This window comes from Flavobacterium sp., assembly GCF_041392085.1.
Taxonomy (GTDB): Bacteria; Bacteroidota; Bacteroidia; order Flavobacteriales; family Flavobacteriaceae; genus Flavobacterium.
The window spans coordinates 84,156-108,375 of the sequence record NZ_JAWKMW010000011.1 but is presented as its reverse complement, the minus strand read 5'-3'; the positions used below and the strand labels follow the sequence as shown (position 1 = coordinate 108,375).

Here is a 24,220-nt window from a genome sequence, read left to right as displayed (position 1 = left end):
AGACCTTTGAATATATTTTGTACAAAATTATAATAATGCATCAATTGCATCTGTATAATTTTTCTTTGGTGCAACACCCACTTGTCTTCCTACCACTTCTCCGTTTTGGAAAACTAAAACGGTTGGAATGTTTCTAACGCCATATTTTGCTGCAAATTCTTGGTTTACATCTACGTCTACTTTTCCAACTACCGCTTTTCCTTCATATTCTGTTGCGATTTCATCGATAACAGGACCAACCATTCTACACGGACCACACCACGCTGCCCAAAAATCTACTACTACCGGTTTGTCTGATTTTAAAACTACTTCATCAAAAGTAGCATCTGTAATTGCTAATGCCATTTTATATTTTTTTAAATTAATATTCAATTTTTATTGTGCAAATTTAAAAATTTAAAACTTAAGGAAGTGTTAATTGAAAATTAGTTTTGATTATGAATGTATTTGTGTAATTGATAATCAATTCAACCTAAAATCCACCTGCTTTTTCTCCAACTGACTCAACAATTCATTAGAAATTTGAACCTTGAGTTTACGACTTGGCATACTCAATTTTGTTATCATTCTAATTTCTTCAGATGGGGAATCTATTTGCATTTCAAGCTCTTCTAAATTCTCAACGTCTAAATCATCATCCGAGGATATTATAATTGGATTAATTTCTGCTTCTTTTTTCACTTTTTCCAATTCCATTACTTCAAAAGTAACAGAATGGTCACCTTGAAATGATTTAAAAATGGTACTCAACTCTGTGATTAAATTTTTCTGTAAAGCCAGAATATCCATTTGAATGGTTAGTTTCTTGGCAAATTGGGGTAATACATCCTGCAAATATTGAATTAATTGAAATGTAATTCGAGGTTCTCCTTTCTTTCCGGTTTCTCTATTTGCCCAACCCTCTCTGACTAATATTTTTAGAAATGTAAAATTATTTTGAATAATAAAATGTCTAAATTTTAAGTATTCTTCACCATAAATTCTGAACTCATGACTTTCGTCATAACCTTCCAACACAAAAGAAGCCCAGCCTTTCCCGTTTTGTGCGACTCGATGTTGTACATTGGTGATAATACCTCCAAATGTTAACGTTTTATTGACGTGTTGTTCTAAATTCTTAAGGTATTCTAATTTAGAATTGCAAAAATATTTCATCTCAAAACGAAAATCATCCAGTGGATGACCGGAAATATAGATGCCTACTACTTCCTTTTCTTTGGCTAATTTTTCCATGGTGCTCCATTCGTCACAAGGTGGTATTTGTGGTTCTGCAATTTGTACATCACTAGTTTCACCAAACAAGCTAACTTGTGCCGAATTTTCATTTTCTTGAAATTTTGCACCAAACCGCATAGCCTTTTCTAAAAAAGTAGTGGTATCTCCATCCTGATAAAAATATTGTGCCCGGTGCGTTGAACCAAAACAATCAAATCCTCCAGCCAAGGCAAGGTTTTCAAATGCTTTTTTATTCGCTGCCCGCAAATCAATACGTTTAGCTAAATCAAAAATAGATTTATATTTTCCGTCTTTTAATCGACTTTGAACGATGGTTTCTACGGCACCTGCTCCCACCCCTTTGATGGCTCCCATTCCAAAACGAATTGCCCCATCATCATTTACAGTAAATTTATAGAAGGATTCATTCACATCCGGGCTTAAAACCCTTAGTCCCATTCTCCTGCATTCTTCCATAAAAAACGAAACCTGCTTGATATCGCTCATGTTGTTAGAAAGCACCGCCGCCATATATTCTGCAGGATAATGAGCTTTGAGATAAGCCGTTTGATAACCAATCCAAGCGTAGCAAGTGGAATGTGATTTGTTGAATGCATAACTGGCAAAAGCCTCCCAATCGGTCCAAATCTTATCCAACTTTTGAGCATCGTGCCCTTTTGCTACTGCCTGATCAATGAATTTGGATTTCATTTTATCCAATACATCTTTTTGCTTTTTACCCATCGCTTTACGAAGTACGTCGGCATCACCTTTGGAAAATCCGGCTAACTTTTGCGAAAGTAACATTACCTGCTCTTGGTATACAGTAATTCCATAGGTTTCTGCTAAGTATTCTTCGCAAGCATCTAAATCATAGGTAATTTCTTCTTCCCCATTTTTACGTTTAACGAAGGATGGTATATATTCCAAAGGACCCGGACGATACAATGCATTCATAGCAATTAAATCACCAAAAACAGTTGGTTTTAAATCGCGAAGGTATTTTTGCATTCCGACCGATTCGTATTGAAAAATTCCTACTGTCTCTCCTCGTTGAAAAAGTTCATATGTTTTGACATCATCAATTGGGAATTCATCGGGATTAAGTTCTTTACCCGTTCTATATTTTATTAATTTAACAGTATCCTTTATTAATGTAAGGGTTTTTAAACCCAAAAAATCCATCTTTAAAAGGCCGGCACTCTCAACTACGGAGTTATCAAATTGTGTAACATACAGTTCAGAATCTTTGGCTGTAGAAACAGGTACAAAATTAGTAATATCATCAGGAGTAATAATAACACCGCATGCATGAATCCCAGTATTTCTTAACGACCCCTCAAGTACTTTGGCTTGTTGAATGGTTTCCCCTGCCAAATCGCCTTCATTAGCAATGGCTATTAATTCTTTGATATTTTCAAAATCATCAGAACGGACGGCTTTTTTGACCTCTTCGATCGAATCTGATAAAAACCTTGCCAAACTCCATTTACCGGGCATCATACTCGGAATTAGTTTGGCTAATTTATCGGCTTCAAAAAGTGGTAAATCAAGTACTCGGGCAGTATCTCTTAATGAGGATTTTGTAGCCATTTTTCCATAGGTGATAATTTGAGCTACCTGATTAGCACCATATTTATCAATTACATATTGCATCACACGCCCCCGTCCTTCATCATCAAAATCGATATCGATATCGGGCATCGAAACCCTATCCGGATTTAGGAAACGCTCAAAAAGTAAATCATATTCCAAAGGATCAATATTAGTAATCCACAAACAATACGCCACCACCGAGCCGGCAGCAGAACCTCTTCCCGGACCAACTGAGACATTCATTTCGCGGGCCGCTTTAATAAAATCCTGCACAATCAAAAAGTAACCGGGATAACCAGTGTTTTCGATGGTTTTTAATTCAAAATCAAGACGTTCTTCTATTTCAGGAGTGATGGTTCCGTAGCGTTTTTTGGCACCTTCATAAGCGAGGTGTCGCAAGTATAAATTTTCGCCTCTTTTTCCACCATCTTCCTCATCTTCAGTGACTAAAAATTCTTGTGGTATATTAAATTTTGGAAGCAAAACACCACGAGCTAAATCGAAAATTTCAATTTTATTAACTACTTCATTGATGTTTAAAATAGCTTCGGGCAAATCGGCAAAGAGTTTTTTCATCTCGTCGCCTGACTTGAAGTAATATTCTTGATTGGGCAATCCGTAACGATAACCGCGGCCTCTACCTATTGGTGTGGCTTGCTTTTCTCCATCACGGACACAAAGTAAAATATCATGTGCGTTGGCATTTTCTTTTTCAACATAAAAAACATTGTTTGTAGCCACCGTTTTTACGTCATGCTTTTGGGCTAATGAAATTAAGGAGGCATTCACACGATTTTCATCTTCTTGATTGTGTCGCATCAATTCGATGTAAAAGTCATCTCCAAATTCATTTTTCCACCAAAGCAAAGCATCTTCCGCTTGGTTTTCGCCAATATTTAAAATTTTATTCGGAATTTCACCAGACAAACTTCCCGACAATACAATTAAATCGTCTTTGTATTGTTTGATAACTTCTTTGTCAATTCGAGGAACATAATAAAATCCGTCGGTATAACCAATAGAAGACATTTTGGCTAAATTGTGGTAACCGTTTTTATTCTTAGCCAAAAAAACCACTTGATATCCATTGTCTTTTCTAGTTTTATCTTTGTGGTTTTCGCACACAAAAAATTCACATCCTACAATTGGTTTAATGATTGTTTCTGTTGGATTTTCTCCCGCTTCAATTGCTGCTTTATTTTTTGCTTCTGCTACTTTATTATGGTATAAAACATCGCGAACAAAATGAAAAGCCCCCATCATATTGCCAATATCGGTTATCGCTACAGCCGGCATTTTATTTTTTACAGCGGCTTTCACCAAATCCGCAACGGAAATTGTCGATTGTAAAACCGAAAATTGCGAATGATTGTGTAAATGCACAAAATCAGCATCAACTAACGTTTTTTGGTTTTCAATTAGCTCTTTTTTGTGAAGCTCTTTCGGTTGTTCTTTTTGAAATTGTTTTCGAATAGCTTCAGAAGCTTCTTTTAAATTAATATGTTTTAATCCGATGAGTTGAATTTCTTTCGGATTGTGTTCATTAAAATTTTTGAAATAATCGGCCGGAACATCAAGTTCTTCTTTGGTAAAAATTTCTCTTTTGATTAATTCGAGGAAACATCGCGTTGTTGCTTCCACATCGGCAGTTGCATTGTGAGCTTCAGCAAAAGGTTCACCAAAAAGGTATTGATGTAATTCGGTTAACGTTGGCAATTTGAATTTTCCACCTCTTCCGCCGGGAAGTTTCAACAGATTTGCAGTTACTTCGGTACATGTATCTAAAACCTGCATTGAACTCATGGTTGAATCTACATTTATTCGATGAAATTCGCATCCCATAATATTTACATCAAAAGCAACATTTTGACCCACGATGAATTTGGCTTTGCCTAATGCAATGTTGAATTTTTCTAACACTTCCGCTAATGGAATTCCATTTTGCTGAGCCAATTCGGTAGAAATACCATGAATTCGTTCAGCATCATACGGAATGTTAAATCCTTCAGGTTGTACCAAATAATCTTGGTGTTCTATCAAATTTCCCATCTCGTCATGCAACTGCCAAGCTATTTGAACACAACGTGGCCAATTGTCTATGTCAGTTATGGGGGCATCCCAACGTTTGGGTAAACCGGTTGTTTCGGTATCGAAAATTAAATACATTATTACTAAGGTTTGATTTGCGATTTTTGATTCACAGAAGCAAATAAATCCTATTAATTATCGCTGTTTTATTCTATTTCAAAAATACATTTTAAGCAAGAGAATATCAATTTTAGTTATCAACAATAACTACAAAAGCCATTCTGAAATACTCAGAACGGCTTTACAAAATTATAAAAGAAAACTTAGTATCTTCCTCCTCCGCGGTTATTTCCACCTCCATAACCACCTCCTGATCGGTTGTTATTGAAGCTTCTTCTTTCTCCTTCCGGTTTAGGCTCTGATTTGTTTACCACAATCGGACGCCCTTGTACAGTGGCTCCATTCAGTTCTTCTATTGCTTTTTGAGCTTCCTCATCATTAGGCATTTCAACAAAACCAAATCCTTTACTTTTTCCTGTAAATTTATCAGTAATTACTTTCACAGAGTCAACAACTCCATAAGTCTCAAAAGACTCTCTTAAATCTGCTTCCTCAATACTCCAAGGAAGATTTCCAACAAAAATGTTCATAAAAATAATATTATATTAGAGCAAAGGTAAACTAATATAATGGTAATTAGACTAAAAAATAATTTTATTTGCTAAATTAATTGTAACAAGAAAAAAATCCACTTCAAACAAAGTTAAAATGGCTTTTTAAAATAGTTTAATTTAATTTAGTCTTCTTCGTTTCCAATAACAGGAACTTTATAAAAAACACCTTGGTTAAAATTTAATATTTCACCTCCTAAAGGATTGTTCATTGTATTGATAGCATTAAAACGGAATGAGCCTGAAACAGTTCCGTTTGCTGCATCAAACTCAGTTATTTTTATTTCTCCGTCTCCCTCATACTCTTCCTCTGTGGTAATTCCTGTAGCATAATACAATTCACTCTCATCATATTCAAACAAAAATGTAGCCTTTCTTGATAGATTTTGTCCTAAAACGTAAGTTCCAACATTTCTGGAGGGAACTTGTAGCGTTAACGTTTGTAATCGTGCTTTTGCAGTAATAACCAATCCACCATTCGGCTGTAAAACAGCTTCTGCATCAATAGCTCTCCAAAATGAATTTTCCAATCTACCCTGCACGGATGGTGAATTAAAAACCACATCCTCTTCACAAGAAACCAATAAAAAGACTAGAGCTAAAAGAGAAAAAAAGTATTTCATCATAAAGTATTTTTTTATAAAGTACAAAAGTAGTTTTTCTAACGAATAAAAAGCATACTTTTTTGTTAAAAACACACCTATTGAGATGAACCTAACTGTTTGAATAAATTTTTTTTAAGTTCGTATTTAATCCAAAAAACTTTTATATATTTGCACCCTCAATTAACAGAGGTCGAGTACCTCACATTTAATCATTCGATTATGCCTGTAAAAATTAGATTACAAAGACACGGTAAAAAAGGAAAACCTTTTTTCTGGATTGTGGCTGCTGATTCAAGAGCCAAAAGAGATGGTAAGTTCTTAGACAAAATTGGAACTTACAACCCAAACACTAACCCTGCTACAATTGATTTAAACTTGGACAGTGCTGTTCAATGGTTACACAATGGAGCTCAACCAACAGATACAGCAAGAGCAATTCTTTCTTACAAAGGTGCTTTAATGAAGCATCATTTAGATGGAGGTGTTAGAAAAGGTGCTTTAACACAAGAACAAGCAGATGCCAAATTAGCAGCTTGGTTGGAAGAAAAAGCGAACAAAGTTACTTCTAAAAAAGAAGGTTTAACAAAAGCTCAAGAAAAAGCTAAAGCGGAAGCTTTGAAAGCAGAGAAAGTGGCCAACGAAAAGAGAGCAAATGCTGCGGCTGAGGCTTTAAAAGCTGCTGAAGCTTCAGAAGAAGTTGCTGAAGAAGTAACTGAAGAGGCTGTTGAAACAACTACAGAAGAGACTCCTGCTGTAGAAGAAACTCCAACTGCTGAAGAAGCCAACGAAGAAAAAGAAGCTTAATTTTTTGCGATAATGCGTAAGGAAGAATGTTTCTATCTTGGCAAAATCGCTAAAAAATTTAGTTTTAAAGGTGAAGTCTTAGTCTATTTAGACACTGATGAACCTGAATTATATGAAACTATGGAATCAGTTTTTGTTGAATTCAACAAAAATTTGATTCCATTTTTTATTGAAAATAGTTCACTTCATAAAAATGACTTTCTTAGAGTTAAATTTGAAGATGTGGATACTGAAGAAGATGCTGATGCAATTATGGGTTGCGAACTTTATCTGCCGCTTTCTTTTTTACCAAAATTAGAAGGAAATCAATTTTATTATCATGAGGTGATTGGCTTTGAAATCGAAGACCAACGTACCGGAATTGTAGGCAAAATAGTGTCTATAAACGACTCATCTGCTCAACCTCTTTTTGAAGTAGTAAACGGTTCAATAGAAATTTTAATTCCTATGATAGACCAATTTTTGGTTAAAATTGACCGAAAAAATAAGAAGGTAATTATGAATTTACCGGAAGGTTTAGTGGAAATGTATCTTTAGAAGTTTTCAGTCGCAGTTGACAGTCACAGTTTTCTGTTATCTGAAATCAATATTCTTCATTCAAAAATCGTTAATCAACTTGTTTCAATTCAAACAATTCTCCATTCAACAAGATCGTTGTGCCATGAAAGTGGGCACGGATAGTGTTTTATTGGGAACTTGGTGTCCTATTGATAATCATCCTTTTTCAGTTTTAGATATTGGTGCCGGTACAGGAATCCTCTCCTTAATGATTGCTCAACGTAGTCAATCTGAACAAATTGACGCTATTGAAATTGATGAAGATGCCTACGAACAATGTGTAGAAAACTTTGAAAATTCACCTTGGGGAGATCGTCTATTTTGTTTTCATGCCGGTTTGGATGAGTTTGTATCAGAACCCGAAGAGCAATACGATTTAATCATTTCAAATCCTCCTTTTTATGCTGAAGATTATAAAACTGATAATCCGCGGCGAGATAAAGCTCGGTTTCAAGATGCACTGCCTTTTGAAGATTTGGTAGATGCTGCTGACCAATTACTCTCTGAAAATGGAATTTTTGCTGTAATCATTCCATATAAAGAAGAAGAAAAATTCATCGATTTATGTGCTGCTGTTGAACTTTTCCCCGTAAAAGTAACACGTATAAAAGGCACTTCTACCTCAGAAATTAAAAGAAGTTTACTAGCTTTTAAACGATATGAATTACCTGTTTTAAATGCAGATGAACTAGTTATTGAAATCAGTCGTCATGATTATACTGATGAATACATCAATTTGACAAAAGATTTTTACCTAAACATGTAAGCACTGTTTTTTTAAAAATATAACAATCGTTCGTTGATTTGTTACATTTCTTTAATTACTTTTGCAAACGTTATAGTAGTTGTGAGAATAATTACTATTCATTAATCTCAAATGTCTCAAAAAATGAAACCAGATTTATTTCAATCTCCTGATTACTACCTACTTGATGATTTATTAACCGAAGAACACAAACTTGTTCGTGATGCCGCTCGTGCATGGGTAAAAAGAGAAGTTTCGCCTATTATTGAAGAGTATGCTCAACGAGCTGAATTTCCAAAACAAATTATCAAGGGCTTAGGAGAAATTGGTGGATTTGGTCCGTATATACCGGAAGAATATGGTGGTGCAGGATTAGATCAAATTTCGTATGGTTTAATCATGCAGGAAATTGAAAGAGGTGATTCCGGTGTGCGTTCAACCTCATCGGTTCAATCCTCTTTGGTGATGTATCCGATTTGGAAATTCGGAAACGAGGAACAACGCATGAAATATTTACCTAAACTGGCAACCGGTGAATTTATGGGTTGTTTCGGGTTAACCGAGCCGGATTACGGGTCAAACCCAAGCGGAATGGTAACCAATTATAAAGATATGGGCGACCATTATTTGTTAAATGGAGCAAAAATGTGGATTTCGAATGCACCGTTTGCTGATGTTGCCGTAGTTTGGGCTAAAAATGAAGAAGGAAGAATCCATGGATTGATTGTAGAACGAGGGATGGAAGGTTTTTCAACACCGGAAACTCACAATAAATGGTCTTTGAGAGCTTCGGCAACCGGAGAATTAATTTTTGACAATGTAAAAGTACCTAAAGAAAATTTGTTACCCGGTAAATCCGGATTAGGTGCTCCGATGATGTGTTTGGATTCTGCTCGCTACGGAATTGCATGGGGAGCTATCGGTGCCGCAATGGATTGCTATGATACCGCTTTGCGTTATGCTAAAGAAAGAGTACAATTTGACAAGCCAATAGCTGGATTTCAATTACAACAAAAAAAATTAGCCGAAATGATTACTGAAATCACTAAAGCTCAATTATTAACCTGGCGATTAGGTGTTTTGCGTAATGAAGGAAAAGCAACGACCGCTCAAATATCTATGGCGAAAAGAAATAATGTGGATATGGCAATTAACATTGCTCGAGAAGCTAGACAAATGCTGGGCGGAATGGGAATTACAGGTGAATATTCAATCATGCGACATAGTATGAATTTAGAATCGGTGATTACTTATGAAGGAACGCATGATATTCATTTGTTGATAACTGGAGCTGATATTACAGGAATACCGGCGTTTAAATAATTAAACAATAATTAAAATCAATACAAAAAGCTTCTTCTTACGGGGAAGCTTTTTTAATTTTGTAGTTGAATTAAGAACCTAAATGCATTTCTTTCTTCGACATTAAAATAAAATTGCCATGAACATTGAAACAATTAATAAAAGAATTACCCCTTATAGAAAGAGACTTTTAGAACACTCTTTGTATAGTGAAATAAAAACCATCGACGATTTACACGTTTTTCTTGAAAACCATGTGTATGCTGTTTGGGATTTTATGTCGCTGTTAAAAGCACTCCAAAACACTTTAACATGTACAACTACACCATGGATTCCAATTGGAAATCCTGAAGTTCGTTACTTAATAAACGAAATTGTTTTAGCTGAGGAAACGGATGTAGACCAACAAGGCAAGCGTAAAAGCCATTATGAATTGTATTTAGAGGCAATGAAAGCTTGTGGTGCAAAAACTGAAAAAGTAACTACTTTTTTAGATGATGTTGTTGCTACTCAAAATATTTTCGTGTCCATAAAACAAAGTAATTTTCATCCTTCTGTAAAAGCATTTTTAGATTTTACTTTCAGAGTTATCGAAGAAGGGAAACCACATCAAATAGCCGCAGCATTTACCTTTGGTAGAGAAGATTTAATTCCTGATATGTTTACCGAAATCTTAAAAGAATTTGAACTGCGTTTCCCTAACAATAATTTATCTAAATTGATTTACTATTTCCAAAGACACATCGAGCTTGATGCCGATGAACATGGCCCAATGGCAATGCAAATGATTGCTGAATTATGTGGTAATGAGGAAAGAAAATGGCAAGAAGTTGAAGAAGTTGCTATTCTGGCTTTACAAAAACGAATTGAACTTTGGGATGGAATTAATGAGCAGTTAACACTTAAATTTGAACTTATTTAAAATCCCTTTTCTCTTTTTGTTTCTTAACTTTTTTTAGTAATTGGTCAATGGATAGATTGTATTTGGTGGTGAATACAAATCGATCTGTTTTTCTTACATTCAATCTATCTTCATAAAATACTGAAAGGCCGATTGTATTTCCATATTTTAAACTGTAATCGCTGCCTACACGGTATCTTGTTCTATTGTATTTCCATTGAGGATTATCAATTTTGATAAATAACTCTGCAGACAAATATACTGAGGCCTTACTTTTTGGAATATTGTAATCAATCGTAAACTTTTCTCTAATTATCTGTCTAGGCTCTTTATATTCATTCCAAAAATCTTCATCAAAATAAGGGGTACTGAATTGGTAAAGTGTTCTTGATTTAAGTGTAAATTTCTTCCATTTATAATCATAAACCAAGGAGGCAAACAGACGTTGATTATCCTTTTCAAATGAGGTAGAATAACGATAACCTGCTTCTACACTTATTCTTTTACTTATCTTATATTCCCCCGAAAGTTGAAACATATTGGATTGAAATGTAGAAATATCATTTTTTAAACCATATCGATAATCAAAAGCAACTTTCCATTTTTTATTTATTCTATAATCGATTGTAGGCTCAATGCGAAGTTGCGTATCTGTGTCTTGAGCAAAGCCAAAACAGCAGGTTAACAATAATAAACAAGCGATTATTTTTGTCTTAATCATTATCTGAAATTGTTGGAGTGGTATTTTCACTTTCTAACGAGTAGTAATAAGCTTTTAACAAAGCCGTATCCTTTAAATAATTTATAGAAACCACTTCAACTTTATGGATATCTAAACCCGTTCTATCTTTTAAATCTGCTATTAATTCTTCTCGTAAAGCAGGTTTTATTAAATGAACATTATCATAAATAATTCCTTTTGAGTTTTCATTATTAATAAAATTTAAACGTTCTAAAAAGTAGGTAATAATTAAAATTACAACATTACAAATAATAATAACAGTAAATCCTTCACTTGTATTTGCCATAGAATTTAACATCCCTAATGCCACACAAATAAAAAAATACCCCATGTCTTTAATAGACACAACTATAGTTCTATATTTTATTATAGAGAAAATTGCAAATAACCCGAAAGCAAATCCCATTTTTATTTTGGCTGAGCCCAATAAAAAACAAATCATAAAATTTATGATATTGAAAATCACAAACGTGAAAATAAAATCTTTGTTTTTATGTTTTGGATAATAAATTAGTCCAACTAAAATAATTATTGCAACAACATCAATTATTGCTCGCAACGAAAAGTCTGTAAGGTTAAAAAGAGCGTCTATTTTGTCTTCTGTTTCCATTCTTAAAGGTTATTTATTTTTTTTATTACCGGTAAAAAATTGTTCTTTTTTATATTTTTTTTAAGTGATATAATACCGAATATATATTTGCTAAAACTTTGTTCTCTAATATTGTTTTTCTTTAAAATCTCCGTTATAATTGATCTTTTATTAGATTTAGACTGCTTTATTTCTAAGACATAAAAATTAGTGAAACTTTTGCTCTTCTTTTTGTTTGAAAACTGGATGTCAAAATCTAATGTCATTCTCTCCGTTTTTTCATGATTTACAAAAGTTATTCTGGTGAAATTATTTTTCAGAATCAGCTTTATCTTTTTTAATTCTCTGGGTAAAAAAGATTGTATCGTTTCTTTCTTTTCACTGTCTATTTTTTTTACAATTTTATCAACCGGAATTCTAAACTTTGCAGTTCTATCAACATTTTCTTTTTGCTTAATTTCAAAAAAACTGGTATCCGTTTCTAAATATTTTCTACTTCTCACTTTAATTCTTTTCGAAAATCCATTGTGGTGGTCAAAGTAGAAGCGTAACTGTTTTGTGTCAAAATAGTTATTTAGATAAGTAAAAGCGTTATGCCCATTAATCTTTAAAACCTTATAATGTGTTAGAATAGTTGGAATTAGAATTTCTAATTGCTCTTTATTTAAAACATATTTGTGGTCAATTCTATTTTGCAATGCAACCTCATCTAGTTCAATTAAAGAGACACTTTCCATCGAATTAATAAACTGCATCATGTCTGTTAAATTTAAAATGTTATTACAAAGTCTTCAGTCTCTACATTTTGTCTTGTTGATGTTATTTCTATTGTTTTTAAAACATATACCAAATCCCAATCGCAATAATCACAATCACCATAGACCCAAATATCGTATTTGCCCTTGTGTAAATAACTAAACTTAAATGAACCATCATAAGCAGAATCCATGCTATCAAAATAAGCTGTTTCCCCATGCTTACTTATGTATACTTTAAACCCGCCTACATATCCTTCATCAACTAAGAAGCCACTAGAATTATAGTCTTTCCCATAAATTTTACCTTTGATGGAAGCCAATCCACCATATCCTTCGTCATGAGAACAAGCTATAAATACTAAACTCACAAATAATGCTGTAAAAATTCTTTTTATCATTTTGAAATTTATTTTATAATCACTAATTTTTTTGATGTTGCACCATAATTTACAATATATGTTCCAACACTTAATGTAGCTACGTTAAGTGTGGTATGATAATTAGCTTCTGACTCAAGAACTAATTGACCTAATTGATTAAAAACATTTAATTTATGATTGTTATCTAATTCAGATACAACAACATTTACTAAATTGGAACCTGGGTTAGGATAAACTAACATTTGAACAGAATTGGATTGAAACTGATCAACTCCCAGATTTGTTTCGTTATTTGCATTAAACGTTGGCGATTGAATTACAAAATCACCCGTTCCATTGGGCACTCTAGCATACCCCATATCTGTAGTTTGGGCTCCAAAAATAATTTGATCTACTAAATTTTGAGCCTCATCTGTTAACGAGACTGATTCTCCACTTACCGATAACTTCCAAGAAGCATGAAGCGGACCATCGGTAGCATCGTTATCACACCAAACAATTAAATATCCATTGGCCGGAATAACTGTACCTTCAGGAAATTGCCATTTGTTTAAGATTGAAGTATCGTCTGAAAGATGATACCCAGATAAATTGACAGCATAGTTATTGTTATTATATAATTCAACCCAATCTTCATAATCACCAACCTCATCTGTTCCACTGGAAGTATTTTGAGCCATAATTTCATTAATTACTACACCATTAGCCACATTTGTTTGTGTCACTACATAAACAAAAACATCATGCTCGGCTCCTGTGGGTAAATAGGAAGCTGAAAGAGCCGTATTATTAGCGATAGCTTCTACATAATATCTAACAAAAGTATTTGCAGGATAACCCGGAATTTGAGCTCCATAGGTCCCATCATTTGCAATTCCATCATTATGGGCTCCGTCGTCATACATTTGGATTTTAGAAAAATTGCCTACTAATCCGGTTGCGTAGTATAAAATTACTTTATTAATTCCCGTTGCAGAGGTGACATTTGCTTTTATATTTGTTACCTCGTTAGCAATCGGAGCAACATATTCTTCATTAGAACTATTATAGTATTTAGCTGATGTTATTGTTGGAGCTACTTGAGCCACTTCTGTATTAGATAGCAAAAAATTTCTTCTACTTGCTACAAAAGACTTTAATGCCGGCACACCACTTATGTACTGAGAAGTTGGATATAGTTTTTTAGGGTCAGCGGCTACGAGTGCACTAATTTGGGCATCCATTTCATCAATAATTGCATTTGCATTCAATGTTGTGAATGTTTCATTTAATATTGTTCTATAATGAGCCAAATACCGCTGTCTTAATTCGGGTGTTAAAATCAACTTATTTAGCAATGGATAATTAGCGTTGGTTACATTTTTAAAAGGTGACCAACTTGAACTTGTAGCTACACTCGTCTGAAAAGTTGAATTACCATCGTATTCTAACGAAGTTGTTCTTCCGGTTTCTGGCTCATAATAAATCATGTAATCCATTTTACCTTTCATAACATAACTGTCATCATCCGTAAAAATATTTTCACATGCCATGTGCCACAAAACTTTATCAATATCTATTTTGGTTTTTACAGTTTCTATGTTATTGGCCGTTAATGTACTGAGCGAAAAACAAGCATCTATAAGTGCTTGCCACGGATTATCTACAACATCATTTGATTTTAAACTATAGTATTGTTGATACGTAGCTTCAGTGGCAGAAGCTCCTAAATAGTTCATTCCGGCAGTTCCATCACCCCAATTCGGTCCACCTCCACCTCCGGGCATTCCGGTAGTTTCAGTAGTTGCCCTAAATCTAGCACCATCATTGCTTAAAAACCACTCTTTTAAAAATGTTTTATCTACAGATTGTATGTTAGGATAAATTCCCCAATCTTGGTTGTTTAAAAATAAATGAACAAAATTTCCTTTTGCAATGGGAATATGTCGAGCTGCCATTCTATTATACAATACTTCTCGCATAAAGGTTGGGTCCTGATGAGCATTATTAAGCTTCAAATCATTATATCCAAAAAGCGTTTGATCTTCATCAACAAAATCAGTTTCAATCGAGAATGATTTTTTTTGAGATGAACCTATTTGTACATAGGATGTATTTCCACGGAAGCGAACCCCAACATTAGGATAAACATTACCATCAAAAATCATCGTTGCAGGAATATTGGTTTCTGAAGAATAATTATTAGTTAATTGTGTCCAATAATCGGGCTGAGAAAAGTTCAAATAAACATTTTTTACTATTGTTTTATCATATAAACCTGATGATGGAATTATTCCTCCAGTGTACAATATTCTTCCGTCTGCAGAAAAGTGAAATTCACTAGGCAACGTTTGAGACGATCCAAAAAATGTAATGAATAGAAGTAAAAAGGTAAAAAAAAATTTCATTGTTGTAATTTTTTGTTAACACAAATGTAATATTAAAATAACACAGTGGAAATTTTTTCGACAAAAGCAATTATTTTATAGGTAAAAATCACAAATTAAAGATTCTATTTATATCTAGAATACAATCAATTAAGTTTGCTCATAAAAACAAGATTGCATCATTTTTGAACAAATGATGTGTTTTTTTGACAAAATAATTGGTTACATTTGAAATCTATCAATTAATTGGTTTTCAACATGTCTTCTCAAAAGAGATTAACTAAAGCTTATATTGAAGCTAAACGAATTCTGTTTACCAACAACGATAAATTCATTTTATTCAGTGATTGTCATCGTGGAGACGCCAGTTTTGCAGATGATTTTGCCAATAATCGCAATATTTATTATCACGCACTACAAGTTTATTACAACGAAGGTTTTTCATACATTGAACTAGGAGATGGTGATGAACTGTGGGAAAATTTATTCTTTAAAACACTCTTTGAAGCTAATAAAAATGTGTATTTATTGCTCCAGAAATTTCATTATGAAAACAGATTACACATGATTTTTGGCAACCATGATTTCGTTTATCAAAATGACAAAATTGTTAAAAAGAAACTGTCAACTTATTTTGAAGCAAGAATTGGAAAAGATGTTCCTCTGTTTCCTGATATTAAATACCATGAAGCTATTGTGTTAAAAAATTCAGAAACCAATCAAGAACTATTTTTAACCCATGGTCACCAAGCCGATTTTATGAATTATATAGGTTGGAAAATCAATCGTTTTTTGGTAAGAGTTCTATGGAAGCCACTCCAAGTTTGGGGAATAAAAGACCCCACAAGCCCTGCCAAGAATTATGTAGAACTGATTAAAGTAGAAAGACGTATTAAAAAATGGATTGCTGACAACAATAATAAAATAACCATTACTGGTCATACGCATCGGCCAAGGTTTCCAAGTCCGAGTGAAAACGCGTTGCATTATTTTAATGATGGTAGTTGTGTACATCCTAGAAGTATTACCGGAATTGAAATTGTGGAAGGAACTATTGCCTTAATCAAATGGTTTGTTGATACTAAATCGGATGGCACACTACAGATTGTAAAAGAAATTTTAGAAGGTCCGGTTAAATTAGCAGATTATCAAACCTAAATAATATGAAAAAAATAATTTTCTTTTTGATGTTAGGAATCATACCTTTGCTCGGTTGCTCATCAACTGATGATGTACCACCGGTCATTCCTCAACAAATTGCTAGGAATTTCAACTACTTAGCATTGGGCGATAGTTATACCATCGGACAAAGCGTTTGCGAGACATGTCGTTTTCCGAAACAATTGAAAGATAGTTTGAAGAATTATTTACCTTCTACTGATAACATTTTTGTAAAAGTTGTGGCTCAAACCGGATGGACTACAACCAACTTAAAAAATGCTATTCAAGCAGAAAATCTTAACTCATCGTATGATTTAGTGACATTATTAATTGGTGTAAACAATCAATATCAAAACAAACCTTTTTCATTGTATGAAACTGAATTTCCTGAATTGTTGCAAACTGCAATTAACTTAGCAAAAGGTGATAAAAATAAAGTAATTGTTGTGTCAATTCCAGATTATGCTTTCACCCCATTTGGTCAATCAAGTTCAAATCCCTCATCAATTTCTAGTCAACTGGATAATTACAATGCTTTTGCTAAGGGCCATACTGAATCGTTGGATGTTACATTTGTCAATATCACAGATATAACAAGAGAGGGACTTAATAATCCTAACTTAGTAGCTTCGGATAATTTACACCCGTCTGAGTTGGCCTATTCTAAATTTGTGGAAAGACTACTTCCTATCGCAAAGAATATTTTGGGAATTTAGCTACTGTTCTGGAGCAATCTCAATTTCCAGTCCATCAATTTCAGGAGTAATTGGAATTTGACAGCCTAAACGGGAATTTTCTTTAACGTGATAGGCTTCCCACAACATGGCTTCTTCATCGGGATTTCTTTCAAGGGAAACAACATCATTCAGTACATAACATTGACAAGAAGCACACATGGCCATGCCACCACAAACACCAACAGTTCCTTCTTCGGCTAACTCATATGCTCGAATGAGTTCCATGATATTCATGTTCATATCGGTTGGAGCTTGTACTTCGTGTCTTACTCCGTTTCGATCGGTAATTTTAATGGTGATGTCTTGTGACATAGTTTTTGTTTCAGGTTTCAAGTTTCAGGTTACCAAAAAACTTGAAACCTGAAAATTGAAACAAATAATATTATTCAATCGCTTTTACAACCGCTTTTTCGGCTTCTTTTCGTGTACCGTCAAAACCATCTACACCGGAAACGGTGGTGTATTTTAAAACGTATTTTTTACCGGGATTTAGTCGATTGTAAACACTTTGACACATTAACGTAGCTTCGTGGAATCCGCATAAAATGAGTTTTAATTTTCCGGGATAAATATTTACGTCTCCAATGGCATAAATTCCTTCGATGTTGGTTTGATAATCTAATGCGTTATTCACCTTGATGGCATTCTTCTCGATTTCCAATCCCCAGTTGGCAATGGCTCCCAATTTTGGTGTTAAGCCAAAAAGCGGAATAAAATAATCGGTTTCTAACGTTTGTTGAATACCTTCGTTTTCTAAAATAATGCTTTCAACATGATCTTTTCCATTAATTGCTACTACTTCAGCCGGCGTAATTAAATTAATTTTACCTATTTTTTTTAGCTCTTGCACTTTTTCAACAGAATCTAACGCTCCTCTGAATTCGTTTCTGCGGTGCACTAATGTAACGGATTGAGCAACATTGGATAGAAAAATACTCCAATCCAAAGCAGAATCTCCTCCGCCGGCAATAACAATGTCTTTATCCCGAAACAATTCCGGGTCTTTTACAAAATACTCCACTCCTTTTTCTTCATAAAAAGAAATGTTTTCAATAGCGGGTTTTCGGGGTTCAAACGTTCCTAATCCGCCGGCAATGGCTACTGCTTTTGCGTGATGTTTTGTGCCTTTGTTAGTTGTTACAATAAAAGAACCGTCTTCTAATTTTTCAATCGTTTCAGCGATTTCAGCCAATGTAAAACCTGGCTGAAATTGCTTGATTTGTTCCATCAAATTATTCACCAAATCACCCGCCATTACTTCGGGATAACCCGGAATGTCAAAAATTGGTTTCTTGGGATACAATTCTGCTAATTGACCACCCGGTTGTGGAAGTGCGTCAATTAGATGGCATTTTAATTGCAATAATCCGGCTTCGAATACAGCGAAAAGTCCGGTTGGGCCGGCACCAATGATGAGTATATCGGTTTGTATCATTCTTTTTGAGTTACTGAGGTGCTGAGTTACTGAGTAACTGAGCTTTTAAATTTTACTTTGCGAAAATAGTTGTTCTTTTTTCTTTTGGTTATGATAATTGTCAGTTAGCACAGATTGCGTGAGGGATTGAACCATTGTTTGAGCTCTTTTTGAGACAGCCTTTCAGGATGACTCAAAAAAGCGAGTGGTGAAAGCCCGTTCGCCTTCGGCGGAACACGCCCAAAAAATTTAAGCTACGTTTTCGACCGTTTCGATTTGAGGAACGTATTTTTTGATGGTCGTTTCTACACCCGCTTTCAACGTCATTTGGTTCACACTACAAGCTACGCAAGCCCCCTCGAGACGTACTTTTACGTGTTTATCTTCGATGATGTCAACTAACGAAATGTTTCCTCCGTCTGATTCGAGAAAAGGTCGAATTTCATTCAACGCATTTTCAATTCCGATTTTGATTTCTTCTTTTGTCATTATTTTTTCCCTTTTACAGCTGAACAGCCAGCCATGGTGGTTATTTTTATTGCTTCGGTTGGTGGTAAAGTTTCGTTTCGATCCACTACTTCTTGAACAACATTTCGAGCAATTTCTTCGAAAGCCGTTTCTAACGGAGTAGCCGTTTGCAAGGCAGCAGGACGACCGTAATCTCCCGCTTCACGAATGCTTTGCACAAGTGGAATTTCACCTAAAACCGATACTTGTAAATCTTCAGCTAAGTTTTTAGCTCCTTCTTTTCCAAAGATATAATATTTATTATTCGGTAATTCTTCCGGAGTGAAGTACGCCATATTTTCAATAATTCCTAAAACCGGAACACTAACGGCATCTGACTTGAACATGGAAACTCCCTTTTTAGCATCTGCTAAAGCTACGGCTTGTGGCGTGCTCACGACAACAGCTCCGGTAATAGGAAGTGATTGCATGATAGAAAGGTGAATATCGCCGGTTCCAGGTGGTAAATCGATTAATAAAAAGTCGAGTTGTCCCCAATCGGCATCAAAAATCATTTGGTTCAAGGCTTTAGCAGCCATGGGTCCACGCCAAATAACGGCTTGGTCGGGTTTAGTGAAAAATCCAATGGAAAGAATTTTTACTTCGTAACTTTCTACCGGTTTCATTTTTGACTTGCCATCTACCTCAACTGAGATTGGTTTTTCGTGTTCTACATCAAACATAATGGGCATTGAAGGTCCGTAAATATCAGCATCAAGCACTCCAACATTAAAACCCATTTTGGCTAACGTTACCGCTAAATTGGCTGTAACAGTAGATTTTCCAACGCCTCCTTTTCCGGAAGCTACGGCCACAATATTACTGATTCCCGGAATGGGTTTCCCTTTGATTAGGTTTGGGTTTTCAGGTTTTTCAGGGGCTTCTACTTTGATATTCACTTTTACTTTGGCTTTTTCATACACCAAGTCGTGAATGGTCTTGATAATATCAACTTCCGCTCTTTTTTTGATGTGCAAAGCAGGTGTTGACAAAAGTAAATCTACCACCACTTCATCGCCAAAAGTGAGTACATTTTGCACGGCTCCACTTTCCACCATATTTTTCCCTTCACCAGCCACTGAAATAGTTTCTAAGGCTTTGAGTATTTCTTTTCTGTCGAGTTTCATAAATTGTTTATCTCTAACTGTGAGCTATTTAGTTTATAAAAAAATCCGTTTTTATTTAAACTGAATTTAGATTGCAAAGATAATACGAAAAGTAGAGAAACAGTAGTTAAAGAATTGAAAATGTTTATGGAGAGATAGATGAGGAGTCGCAGTGTTCAGTCGCAGTGTTCAGTTTCGGTTAACAGTTTTTCATTATCAGTTTAATTTCTTGATATAGTGTTTTGTTTTTGAGTTTGTATGTAAACTTTTGAAAAAGGAGGAAATCATTACAAATTTAACTCCGGCTCCCAAAAAACCTTCTCAAAATCCACAATTTGGTTGTCAACCACTACAATTCCTTCGCTTTCTAGCAATTGCTGCATCAAATTTGTGCCTTGAAAATGATGTTTTCCGGAAAGTATTCCTTTTCGATTGACCACACGGTGTGCCGGAATATCTTCACGATTATGCGAAGCATTCATGGCCCAACCTACCATTCGGGCTGAGCGAGCAGTTCCTAACGCTTTAGCAATGGCACCGTAAGAAGTTACTCTTCCGTAAGGAATTTGTTTGGCGATGGCATATACATTTTCAAAAAAATTATCCTCCATGATTAATAAATTAATGTGAGAAAATTTTAAATAAAGTTATGAAAGCCACAACACCGGTTAAGGAACCTATAATGTAATTGATATTTCTGGATAAAAAAGTATCTTTTTTTTCTTTCGATTTAAAAAAGGAAATATACCCAAAAAAAACTAAAAAAGCGGCAATAGCACTGGCTATGGAAAAAGTATAAATAAAAAAAGGGACAAATTCAAAATACCCATAAGTCCCTAACGTTATACTTATAAAAATATAGTACGGAATTGGAAATAAATTAAGTGACGACAACAACATGCCCAAAAAGAAACGGCTGGATTTGCTTCGCATTTTGATTTCCTCTTTCTTTTTTTTGGGTTTAGGTTTTTTGGCAATCCAAAAGAAATAAATTGTTAAAACGGTAAAGATAACTAATCCTATTTCTTGTAAAATCACACTTATATCAGCTCTTCTATCAATAAATCGAGCAAATAAAACAGCCAATAACGTTTGAAAAAAAACAATTACAGACGCCCCAAAAGCAAACCATACGGCACGGTTTCTTCCGTCTCTCATGCTCACTTTTGCGGCAGTCATGTTGAGCAATCCGGGTGGAGTTGTTCCGATGGCTGCGGCTGAAAGTCCGAGAAGAATGGGAAGAGTGATGTTCATTTTTTGGGTGATGGGCAATGGGTTGCCTACTTTATCTTAAATTGGATATAAGTAATGGCTTTGTTAATTTCTAAATATTGTTTTTCATAAAAAGTTTGAATGGCTGTTACCACTTCCGGAGAACCTTCATTACGATACACATTATGGTTGGCATATATCACTTCGTGACCTTCTCCGTGCAACAAACCGAGTGTGTAACCGTGCATGAATTCGCTATCGGTTTTCAAGTGAATAATTCCATCTTTTTTAAGCACTTTTTTGTAGCGTTGTAAAAATTGGGTATTGGTCATTCGGTGTTTTGTTCGTTTGTATTTGATTTGTGGGTCGGGAAAAGTGATCCAAATTTCATCTACTTCATTTTCGGCAAAACAATATTCGATCAATTCTATTTGTGAACGAAGAAAGCCTACATTGTTCAAACCGGTTTCAACAGCCGTTTTGGCACCACGCCAAAATCGAGCTCCTTTGATGTCGATTCCGATAAAATTTTTATTTGGGTAACGTTCAGCTAAACCCACCGAATATTCGCCTTTACCACATCCTAATTCTAAAACAATCGGATTGTCGTTTTTAAAAAAATCTTTATTCCAATTTCCTTTCCATTTAAAATCGCCCGAAACAACTTCTTCACGGGTCGGTTCAATCACATTTTGAAAGGATTCATTTTCTTTAAAACGCTTTAATTTATTCTTACTTCCCACTTAATTTAATTTTTTGGTAAAATTAGGGAAATATACGCAATCAAAAATAATACTACTTTTACAGTTATTAAATGAGTTATCAAGACTTGGAAACTAACAAACCAAAAATTCTCGTTGCTCCACTCAATTGGGGTTTAGGCCATGCTACACGCTGTATTCCTATTATAGAAGCATTAATTGAAAACCATTTTGAACCCGTTATTGCCTCTGACGGAGTTGCTCTTCACATTTTACAGAAAGAATTTCCGGGGTTAATTTTTTTGGAATTACCTTGTTATCAAATAGAGTATGCCAAAAACGGTGCGTTTTTTAAGTGGAAACTGATCAAAAATAGTCCAAAAATGATGGAAGCCATTTATTTGGAACGAAAAATGGTGAAAAAGTGGGTCAAAGAATATGGTTTAGCCGGCATCATTTCCGATAACCGATTAGGCATTTATTCTAAAAAAGTACCTTCTGTATTTATTACCCATCAATTAAACGTTTTAACGGGAAATACGAGTTGGATTACCAGTAAACTGCATCAATACATCATAAAAAAATATGATGAATGTTGGGTTCCTGATGTTGCAGAAATTCCAAATCTTACCGGGAAATTAGGGCATTTGAAAAATCCGCATTTCAAAATCAATTATATTGGTCCGCTAAGTCGATTAAATAAAAAAGAATTGCCTAAAAAATATGACTTGATGGTGATACTTTCCGGTCCCGAACCGCAACGAACGATGCTGGAAATGCACTTGAAAGAAGAAATTAAACGTTATGTTGGTGCTGTTGTTTTTGTTCGTGGTGTAATTGAACCTGAACAAAAATCGGAACAAATTGAGCATGTAACGTTTTATAATTTTATGACTTCCGAACAACTTGAACAGACGTTCAACGAAAGTGAATTAGTGCTTTGTCGTTCAGGTTACACCACCGTAATGGATTTAGCAAAATTGGGTAAAAAAGCGTTTTTTATTCCCACTCCGGGACAATTTGAGCAAGAATATTTGGCTAAGAAATATAAAAAAGACGGATTGATTCCTTATGCCAAGCAGGAAAAATTTGTAATTGAAAATTTGTATGAAGTGGATTTATACAAAGGATTGCATCATTTTAAAACGGATTTAAATTGGAAGCAATTATTCTTACTTTTTGATAAAAAAATCAAATAATCAATTGTTTGATGTTTATACCGTCGGGTAATCTTCCCACATTTTGCAATTTTATTCCGGCTAATTTTTGAGCAATTGTTACACTATCTACTAATGACCTTTGGTGAAGTTGAGCGTATAGAAAACCGGTCCAAAAGGCATCACCGGCTCCGGTAGCGTCTTTAATTTCTTTAACTGGTAAGGCATCTTGAAAAATAAGTCCCTTTTCCCTATCGGACAAAACAACTCCTTTCTTCCCTTTTGTTAAACAGATAGTTTGTGCTCCCATGGCATGAAAAAAATCAAAAATATAATCTTCGGATTTCATTGCGGCAAACAATCGGTAACAATCATCTTCACTGATTTTTACTAATGGATCTGTGGCTAAATAACGTTTAATTATGTCAATAGCTTCCGGTCGGTTGGGCCAAATTCGTTCAGAAAAATTCAAATCAATACTCAATTTTAACCCTAATTCTTTAGCACGTTCTGCACGTTCCAAAATGGTTTCGCGAGCCGGATTTCTGCTTAAAGCAAAACAAGTGGTATGAAAAACTTTAGCCGACAAAAGCAACTCATCTGAAATTTGGGAGGGATAAATTTCGCAATCAGCTTCTCTGTAAGGAATAAAATCAGGAGTTTCTGTAGATTTTGATACAAAAATGACAGAAGTTGGTTTTTCTTCCGATTTGAAAATATAATCCGTTTGGACGCCGTTTGCTTTCAGTTTTCTGATGATATAATCCCCTAAACCATCTTGTCCGCAAGTAGCAACAAGCACTGCATTCAATCCTAATCGAGAGGCATTTACTGCCACATTAGTAGGGGAACCTCCCAAAAAGCGGTGGTAATCTTTGGTTCTGTTGATTGAAGTATTAATTTCATGACCAATAAAATCAATTAAAACTTCTCCCACCGAAAGTATGTCAATCTTTTTTTCCACT

Annotated in this window: 25 protein-coding genes; 8 read left to right on the top strand and 17 right to left on the bottom strand. The window is 34.7% G+C overall.

Annotated features, from left to right (window positions below):
* Positions 1 to 27 precede the first annotated feature (27 nt).
* The 4 genes from trxA to R2782_RS10870 all read right to left on the bottom strand — a co-directional run bounded on the left by trxA (position 28) and on the right by R2782_RS10870 (position 6,136).
* Positions 28 to 345 carry a thioredoxin gene (gene trxA, locus R2782_RS10885; RefSeq protein ID WP_371268277.1) on the bottom strand — a complete coding sequence of 106 codons (318 nt, stop codon included), beginning with the start codon at positions 343 to 345 and terminating at the stop codon, positions 28 to 30.
* 117 nt (positions 346 to 462) lie between these two features.
* Positions 463 to 4,977 carry a DNA polymerase III subunit alpha gene (gene dnaE / locus R2782_RS10880; RefSeq protein ID WP_371268276.1) on the bottom strand — a complete coding sequence of 1,505 codons (4,515 nt, stop codon included), beginning with the start codon at positions 4,975 to 4,977 and terminating at the stop codon, positions 463 to 465.
* Between the two features lie 185 nt (positions 4,978 to 5,162).
* Positions 5,163 to 5,489: an RNA recognition motif domain-containing protein gene (locus R2782_RS10875; protein WP_371268274.1), complete on the bottom strand. Its 327-nt coding sequence runs from the start codon at positions 5,487 to 5,489 to the stop codon at positions 5,163 to 5,165.
* 146 nt (positions 5,490 to 5,635) lie between these two features.
* Positions 5,636 to 6,136 carry a DUF6252 family protein gene (locus tag R2782_RS10870; protein ID WP_371268273.1) on the bottom strand — a complete coding sequence of 167 codons (501 nt, stop codon included), beginning with the start codon at positions 6,134 to 6,136 and terminating at the stop codon, positions 5,636 to 5,638.
* A gap of 198 nt (positions 6,137 to 6,334) precedes the next feature.
* Between R2782_RS10870 and R2782_RS10865 the strand changes: the two genes are divergently transcribed.
* The 5 genes from R2782_RS10865 (at position 6,335) to R2782_RS10845 (ending at position 10,446) form a co-directional block, all read left to right on the top strand.
* Positions 6,335 to 6,919 (top strand): 30S ribosomal protein S16, encoded by a 585-nt coding sequence (locus R2782_RS10865; protein ID WP_371268271.1) that lies wholly within the window; start codon positions 6,335 to 6,337, stop codon positions 6,917 to 6,919.
* Between the two features lie 12 nt (positions 6,920 to 6,931).
* On the top strand, positions 6,932 to 7,456 hold the full coding sequence (rimM, locus tag R2782_RS10860; RefSeq protein WP_371268270.1) for a ribosome maturation factor RimM: 525 nt from the start codon (positions 6,932 to 6,934) through the stop codon (positions 7,454 to 7,456).
* A gap of 79 nt (positions 7,457 to 7,535) precedes the next feature.
* Positions 7,536 to 8,243 (top strand): tRNA1(Val) (adenine(37)-N6)-methyltransferase, encoded by a 708-nt coding sequence (locus R2782_RS10855; RefSeq protein ID WP_371268269.1) that lies wholly within the window; start codon positions 7,536 to 7,538, stop codon positions 8,241 to 8,243.
* A 123-nt stretch (positions 8,244 to 8,366) separates the two neighbouring features.
* Positions 8,367 to 9,545 carry an acyl-CoA dehydrogenase family protein gene (locus tag R2782_RS10850; protein WP_371268268.1) on the top strand — a complete coding sequence of 393 codons (1,179 nt, stop codon included), beginning with the start codon at positions 8,367 to 8,369 and terminating at the stop codon, positions 9,543 to 9,545.
* Between the two features lie 118 nt (positions 9,546 to 9,663).
* A complete protein-coding gene (locus tag R2782_RS10845) occupies positions 9,664 to 10,446 on the top strand; it encodes a DUF3050 domain-containing protein (RefSeq protein ID WP_371268267.1) in 783 nt (260 codons plus the stop codon).
* Here R2782_RS10845 and R2782_RS10840 read toward each other — a convergent pair.
* Genes R2782_RS10840 through R2782_RS10820 form a run of 5 tightly spaced genes read right to left on the bottom strand, consistent with a single transcriptional unit; the run spans position 10,439 to position 15,281 of the window.
* The gene (locus R2782_RS10840; RefSeq protein ID WP_371268266.1) at positions 10,439 to 11,146 is read right to left on the bottom strand and encodes a DUF2490 domain-containing protein; all 708 of its coding nucleotides are present in this window, start codon (positions 11,144 to 11,146) and stop codon (positions 10,439 to 10,441) included. The two genes, R2782_RS10845 and R2782_RS10840, sit on opposite strands and share 8 nt — an antisense overlap.
* Positions 11,139 to 11,777 carry a DUF4956 domain-containing protein gene (locus R2782_RS10835; RefSeq protein WP_371268265.1) on the bottom strand — a complete coding sequence of 213 codons (639 nt, stop codon included), beginning with the start codon at positions 11,775 to 11,777 and terminating at the stop codon, positions 11,139 to 11,141. Before R2782_RS10835 ends, R2782_RS10840 begins: the two co-directional genes overlap by 8 nt.
* A gap of 2 nt (positions 11,778 to 11,779) precedes the next feature.
* Positions 11,780 to 12,514, bottom strand: a complete 735-nt coding sequence (locus R2782_RS10830; protein ID WP_371268264.1) for a polyphosphate polymerase domain-containing protein — start codon at positions 12,512 to 12,514, stop codon at positions 11,780 to 11,782.
* 11 nt (positions 12,515 to 12,525) lie between these two features.
* Positions 12,526 to 12,882 (bottom strand): hypothetical protein, encoded by a 357-nt coding sequence (locus R2782_RS10825; protein ID WP_371268263.1) that lies wholly within the window; start codon positions 12,880 to 12,882, stop codon positions 12,526 to 12,528.
* Between the two features lie 38 nt (positions 12,883 to 12,920).
* Positions 12,921 to 15,281 (bottom strand): CotH kinase family protein, encoded by a 2,361-nt coding sequence (locus R2782_RS10820; protein ID WP_371268262.1) that lies wholly within the window; start codon positions 15,279 to 15,281, stop codon positions 12,921 to 12,923.
* 237 nt (positions 15,282 to 15,518) lie between these two features.
* Between R2782_RS10820 and R2782_RS10815 the strand changes: the two genes are divergently transcribed.
* Together R2782_RS10815 and R2782_RS10810 are read left to right on the top strand one after the other, a co-directional pair.
* Positions 15,519 to 16,418: a metallophosphoesterase gene (locus tag R2782_RS10815; RefSeq protein WP_371268261.1), complete on the top strand. Its 900-nt coding sequence runs from the start codon at positions 15,519 to 15,521 to the stop codon at positions 16,416 to 16,418.
* Between the two features lie 5 nt (positions 16,419 to 16,423).
* The gene (locus R2782_RS10810) at positions 16,424 to 17,137 is read left to right on the top strand and encodes an SGNH/GDSL hydrolase family protein (protein WP_371268260.1); all 714 of its coding nucleotides are present in this window, start codon (positions 16,424 to 16,426) and stop codon (positions 17,135 to 17,137) included.
* Here R2782_RS10810 and R2782_RS10805 read toward each other — a convergent pair whose 3' ends face one another.
* The 7 genes from R2782_RS10805 to trmB form a co-directional block, all read right to left on the bottom strand.
* Complete coding sequence (locus R2782_RS10805) at positions 17,138 to 17,470, bottom strand: ferredoxin (RefSeq protein WP_371268259.1); 333 nt, start codon at positions 17,468 to 17,470, stop codon at positions 17,138 to 17,140.
* Between the two features lie 70 nt (positions 17,471 to 17,540).
* On the bottom strand, positions 17,541 to 18,593 hold the full coding sequence (locus tag R2782_RS10800) for an NAD(P)/FAD-dependent oxidoreductase (protein WP_371268258.1): 1,053 nt from the start codon (positions 18,591 to 18,593) through the stop codon (positions 17,541 to 17,543).
* Positions 18,594 to 18,821: 228 nt separating this feature from the next.
* A complete protein-coding gene (locus R2782_RS10795) occupies positions 18,822 to 19,061 on the bottom strand; it encodes a NifU family protein (RefSeq protein WP_026712115.1) in 240 nt (79 codons plus the stop codon).
* Complete coding sequence (locus R2782_RS10790) at positions 19,061 to 20,206, bottom strand: P-loop NTPase (protein ID WP_371268257.1); 1,146 nt, start codon at positions 20,204 to 20,206, stop codon at positions 19,061 to 19,063. The genes R2782_RS10795 and R2782_RS10790 overlap by 1 nt, the downstream gene beginning before the upstream one ends.
* A gap of 266 nt (positions 20,207 to 20,472) precedes the next feature.
* Positions 20,473 to 20,799, bottom strand: a complete 327-nt coding sequence (locus R2782_RS10785; RefSeq protein WP_371268291.1) for an MGMT family protein — start codon at positions 20,797 to 20,799, stop codon at positions 20,473 to 20,475.
* A gap of 7 nt (positions 20,800 to 20,806) precedes the next feature.
* Positions 20,807 to 21,439, bottom strand: a complete 633-nt coding sequence (locus R2782_RS10780; RefSeq protein ID WP_371268256.1) for a LysE family transporter — start codon at positions 21,437 to 21,439, stop codon at positions 20,807 to 20,809.
* Between the two features lie 26 nt (positions 21,440 to 21,465).
* Positions 21,466 to 22,140 carry a tRNA (guanosine(46)-N7)-methyltransferase TrmB gene (trmB, locus tag R2782_RS10775; protein ID WP_371268255.1) on the bottom strand — a complete coding sequence of 225 codons (675 nt, stop codon included), beginning with the start codon at positions 22,138 to 22,140 and terminating at the stop codon, positions 21,466 to 21,468.
* Positions 22,141 to 22,211: 71 nt separating this feature from the next.
* Between trmB and R2782_RS10770 the strand changes: the two genes are divergently transcribed.
* Positions 22,212 to 23,297 (top strand): glycosyltransferase, encoded by a 1,086-nt coding sequence (locus R2782_RS10770; RefSeq protein WP_371268254.1) that lies wholly within the window; start codon positions 22,212 to 22,214, stop codon positions 23,295 to 23,297.
* On the opposite strand, the gene R2782_RS10765 is transcribed toward R2782_RS10770, so the two are convergent.
* Complete coding sequence (locus R2782_RS10765; protein WP_371268253.1) at positions 23,290 to 24,219, bottom strand: carbohydrate kinase family protein; 930 nt, start codon at positions 24,217 to 24,219, stop codon at positions 23,290 to 23,292. The two genes, R2782_RS10770 and R2782_RS10765, sit on opposite strands and share 8 nt — an antisense overlap.
* Position 24,220 lies beyond the last annotated feature (1 nt).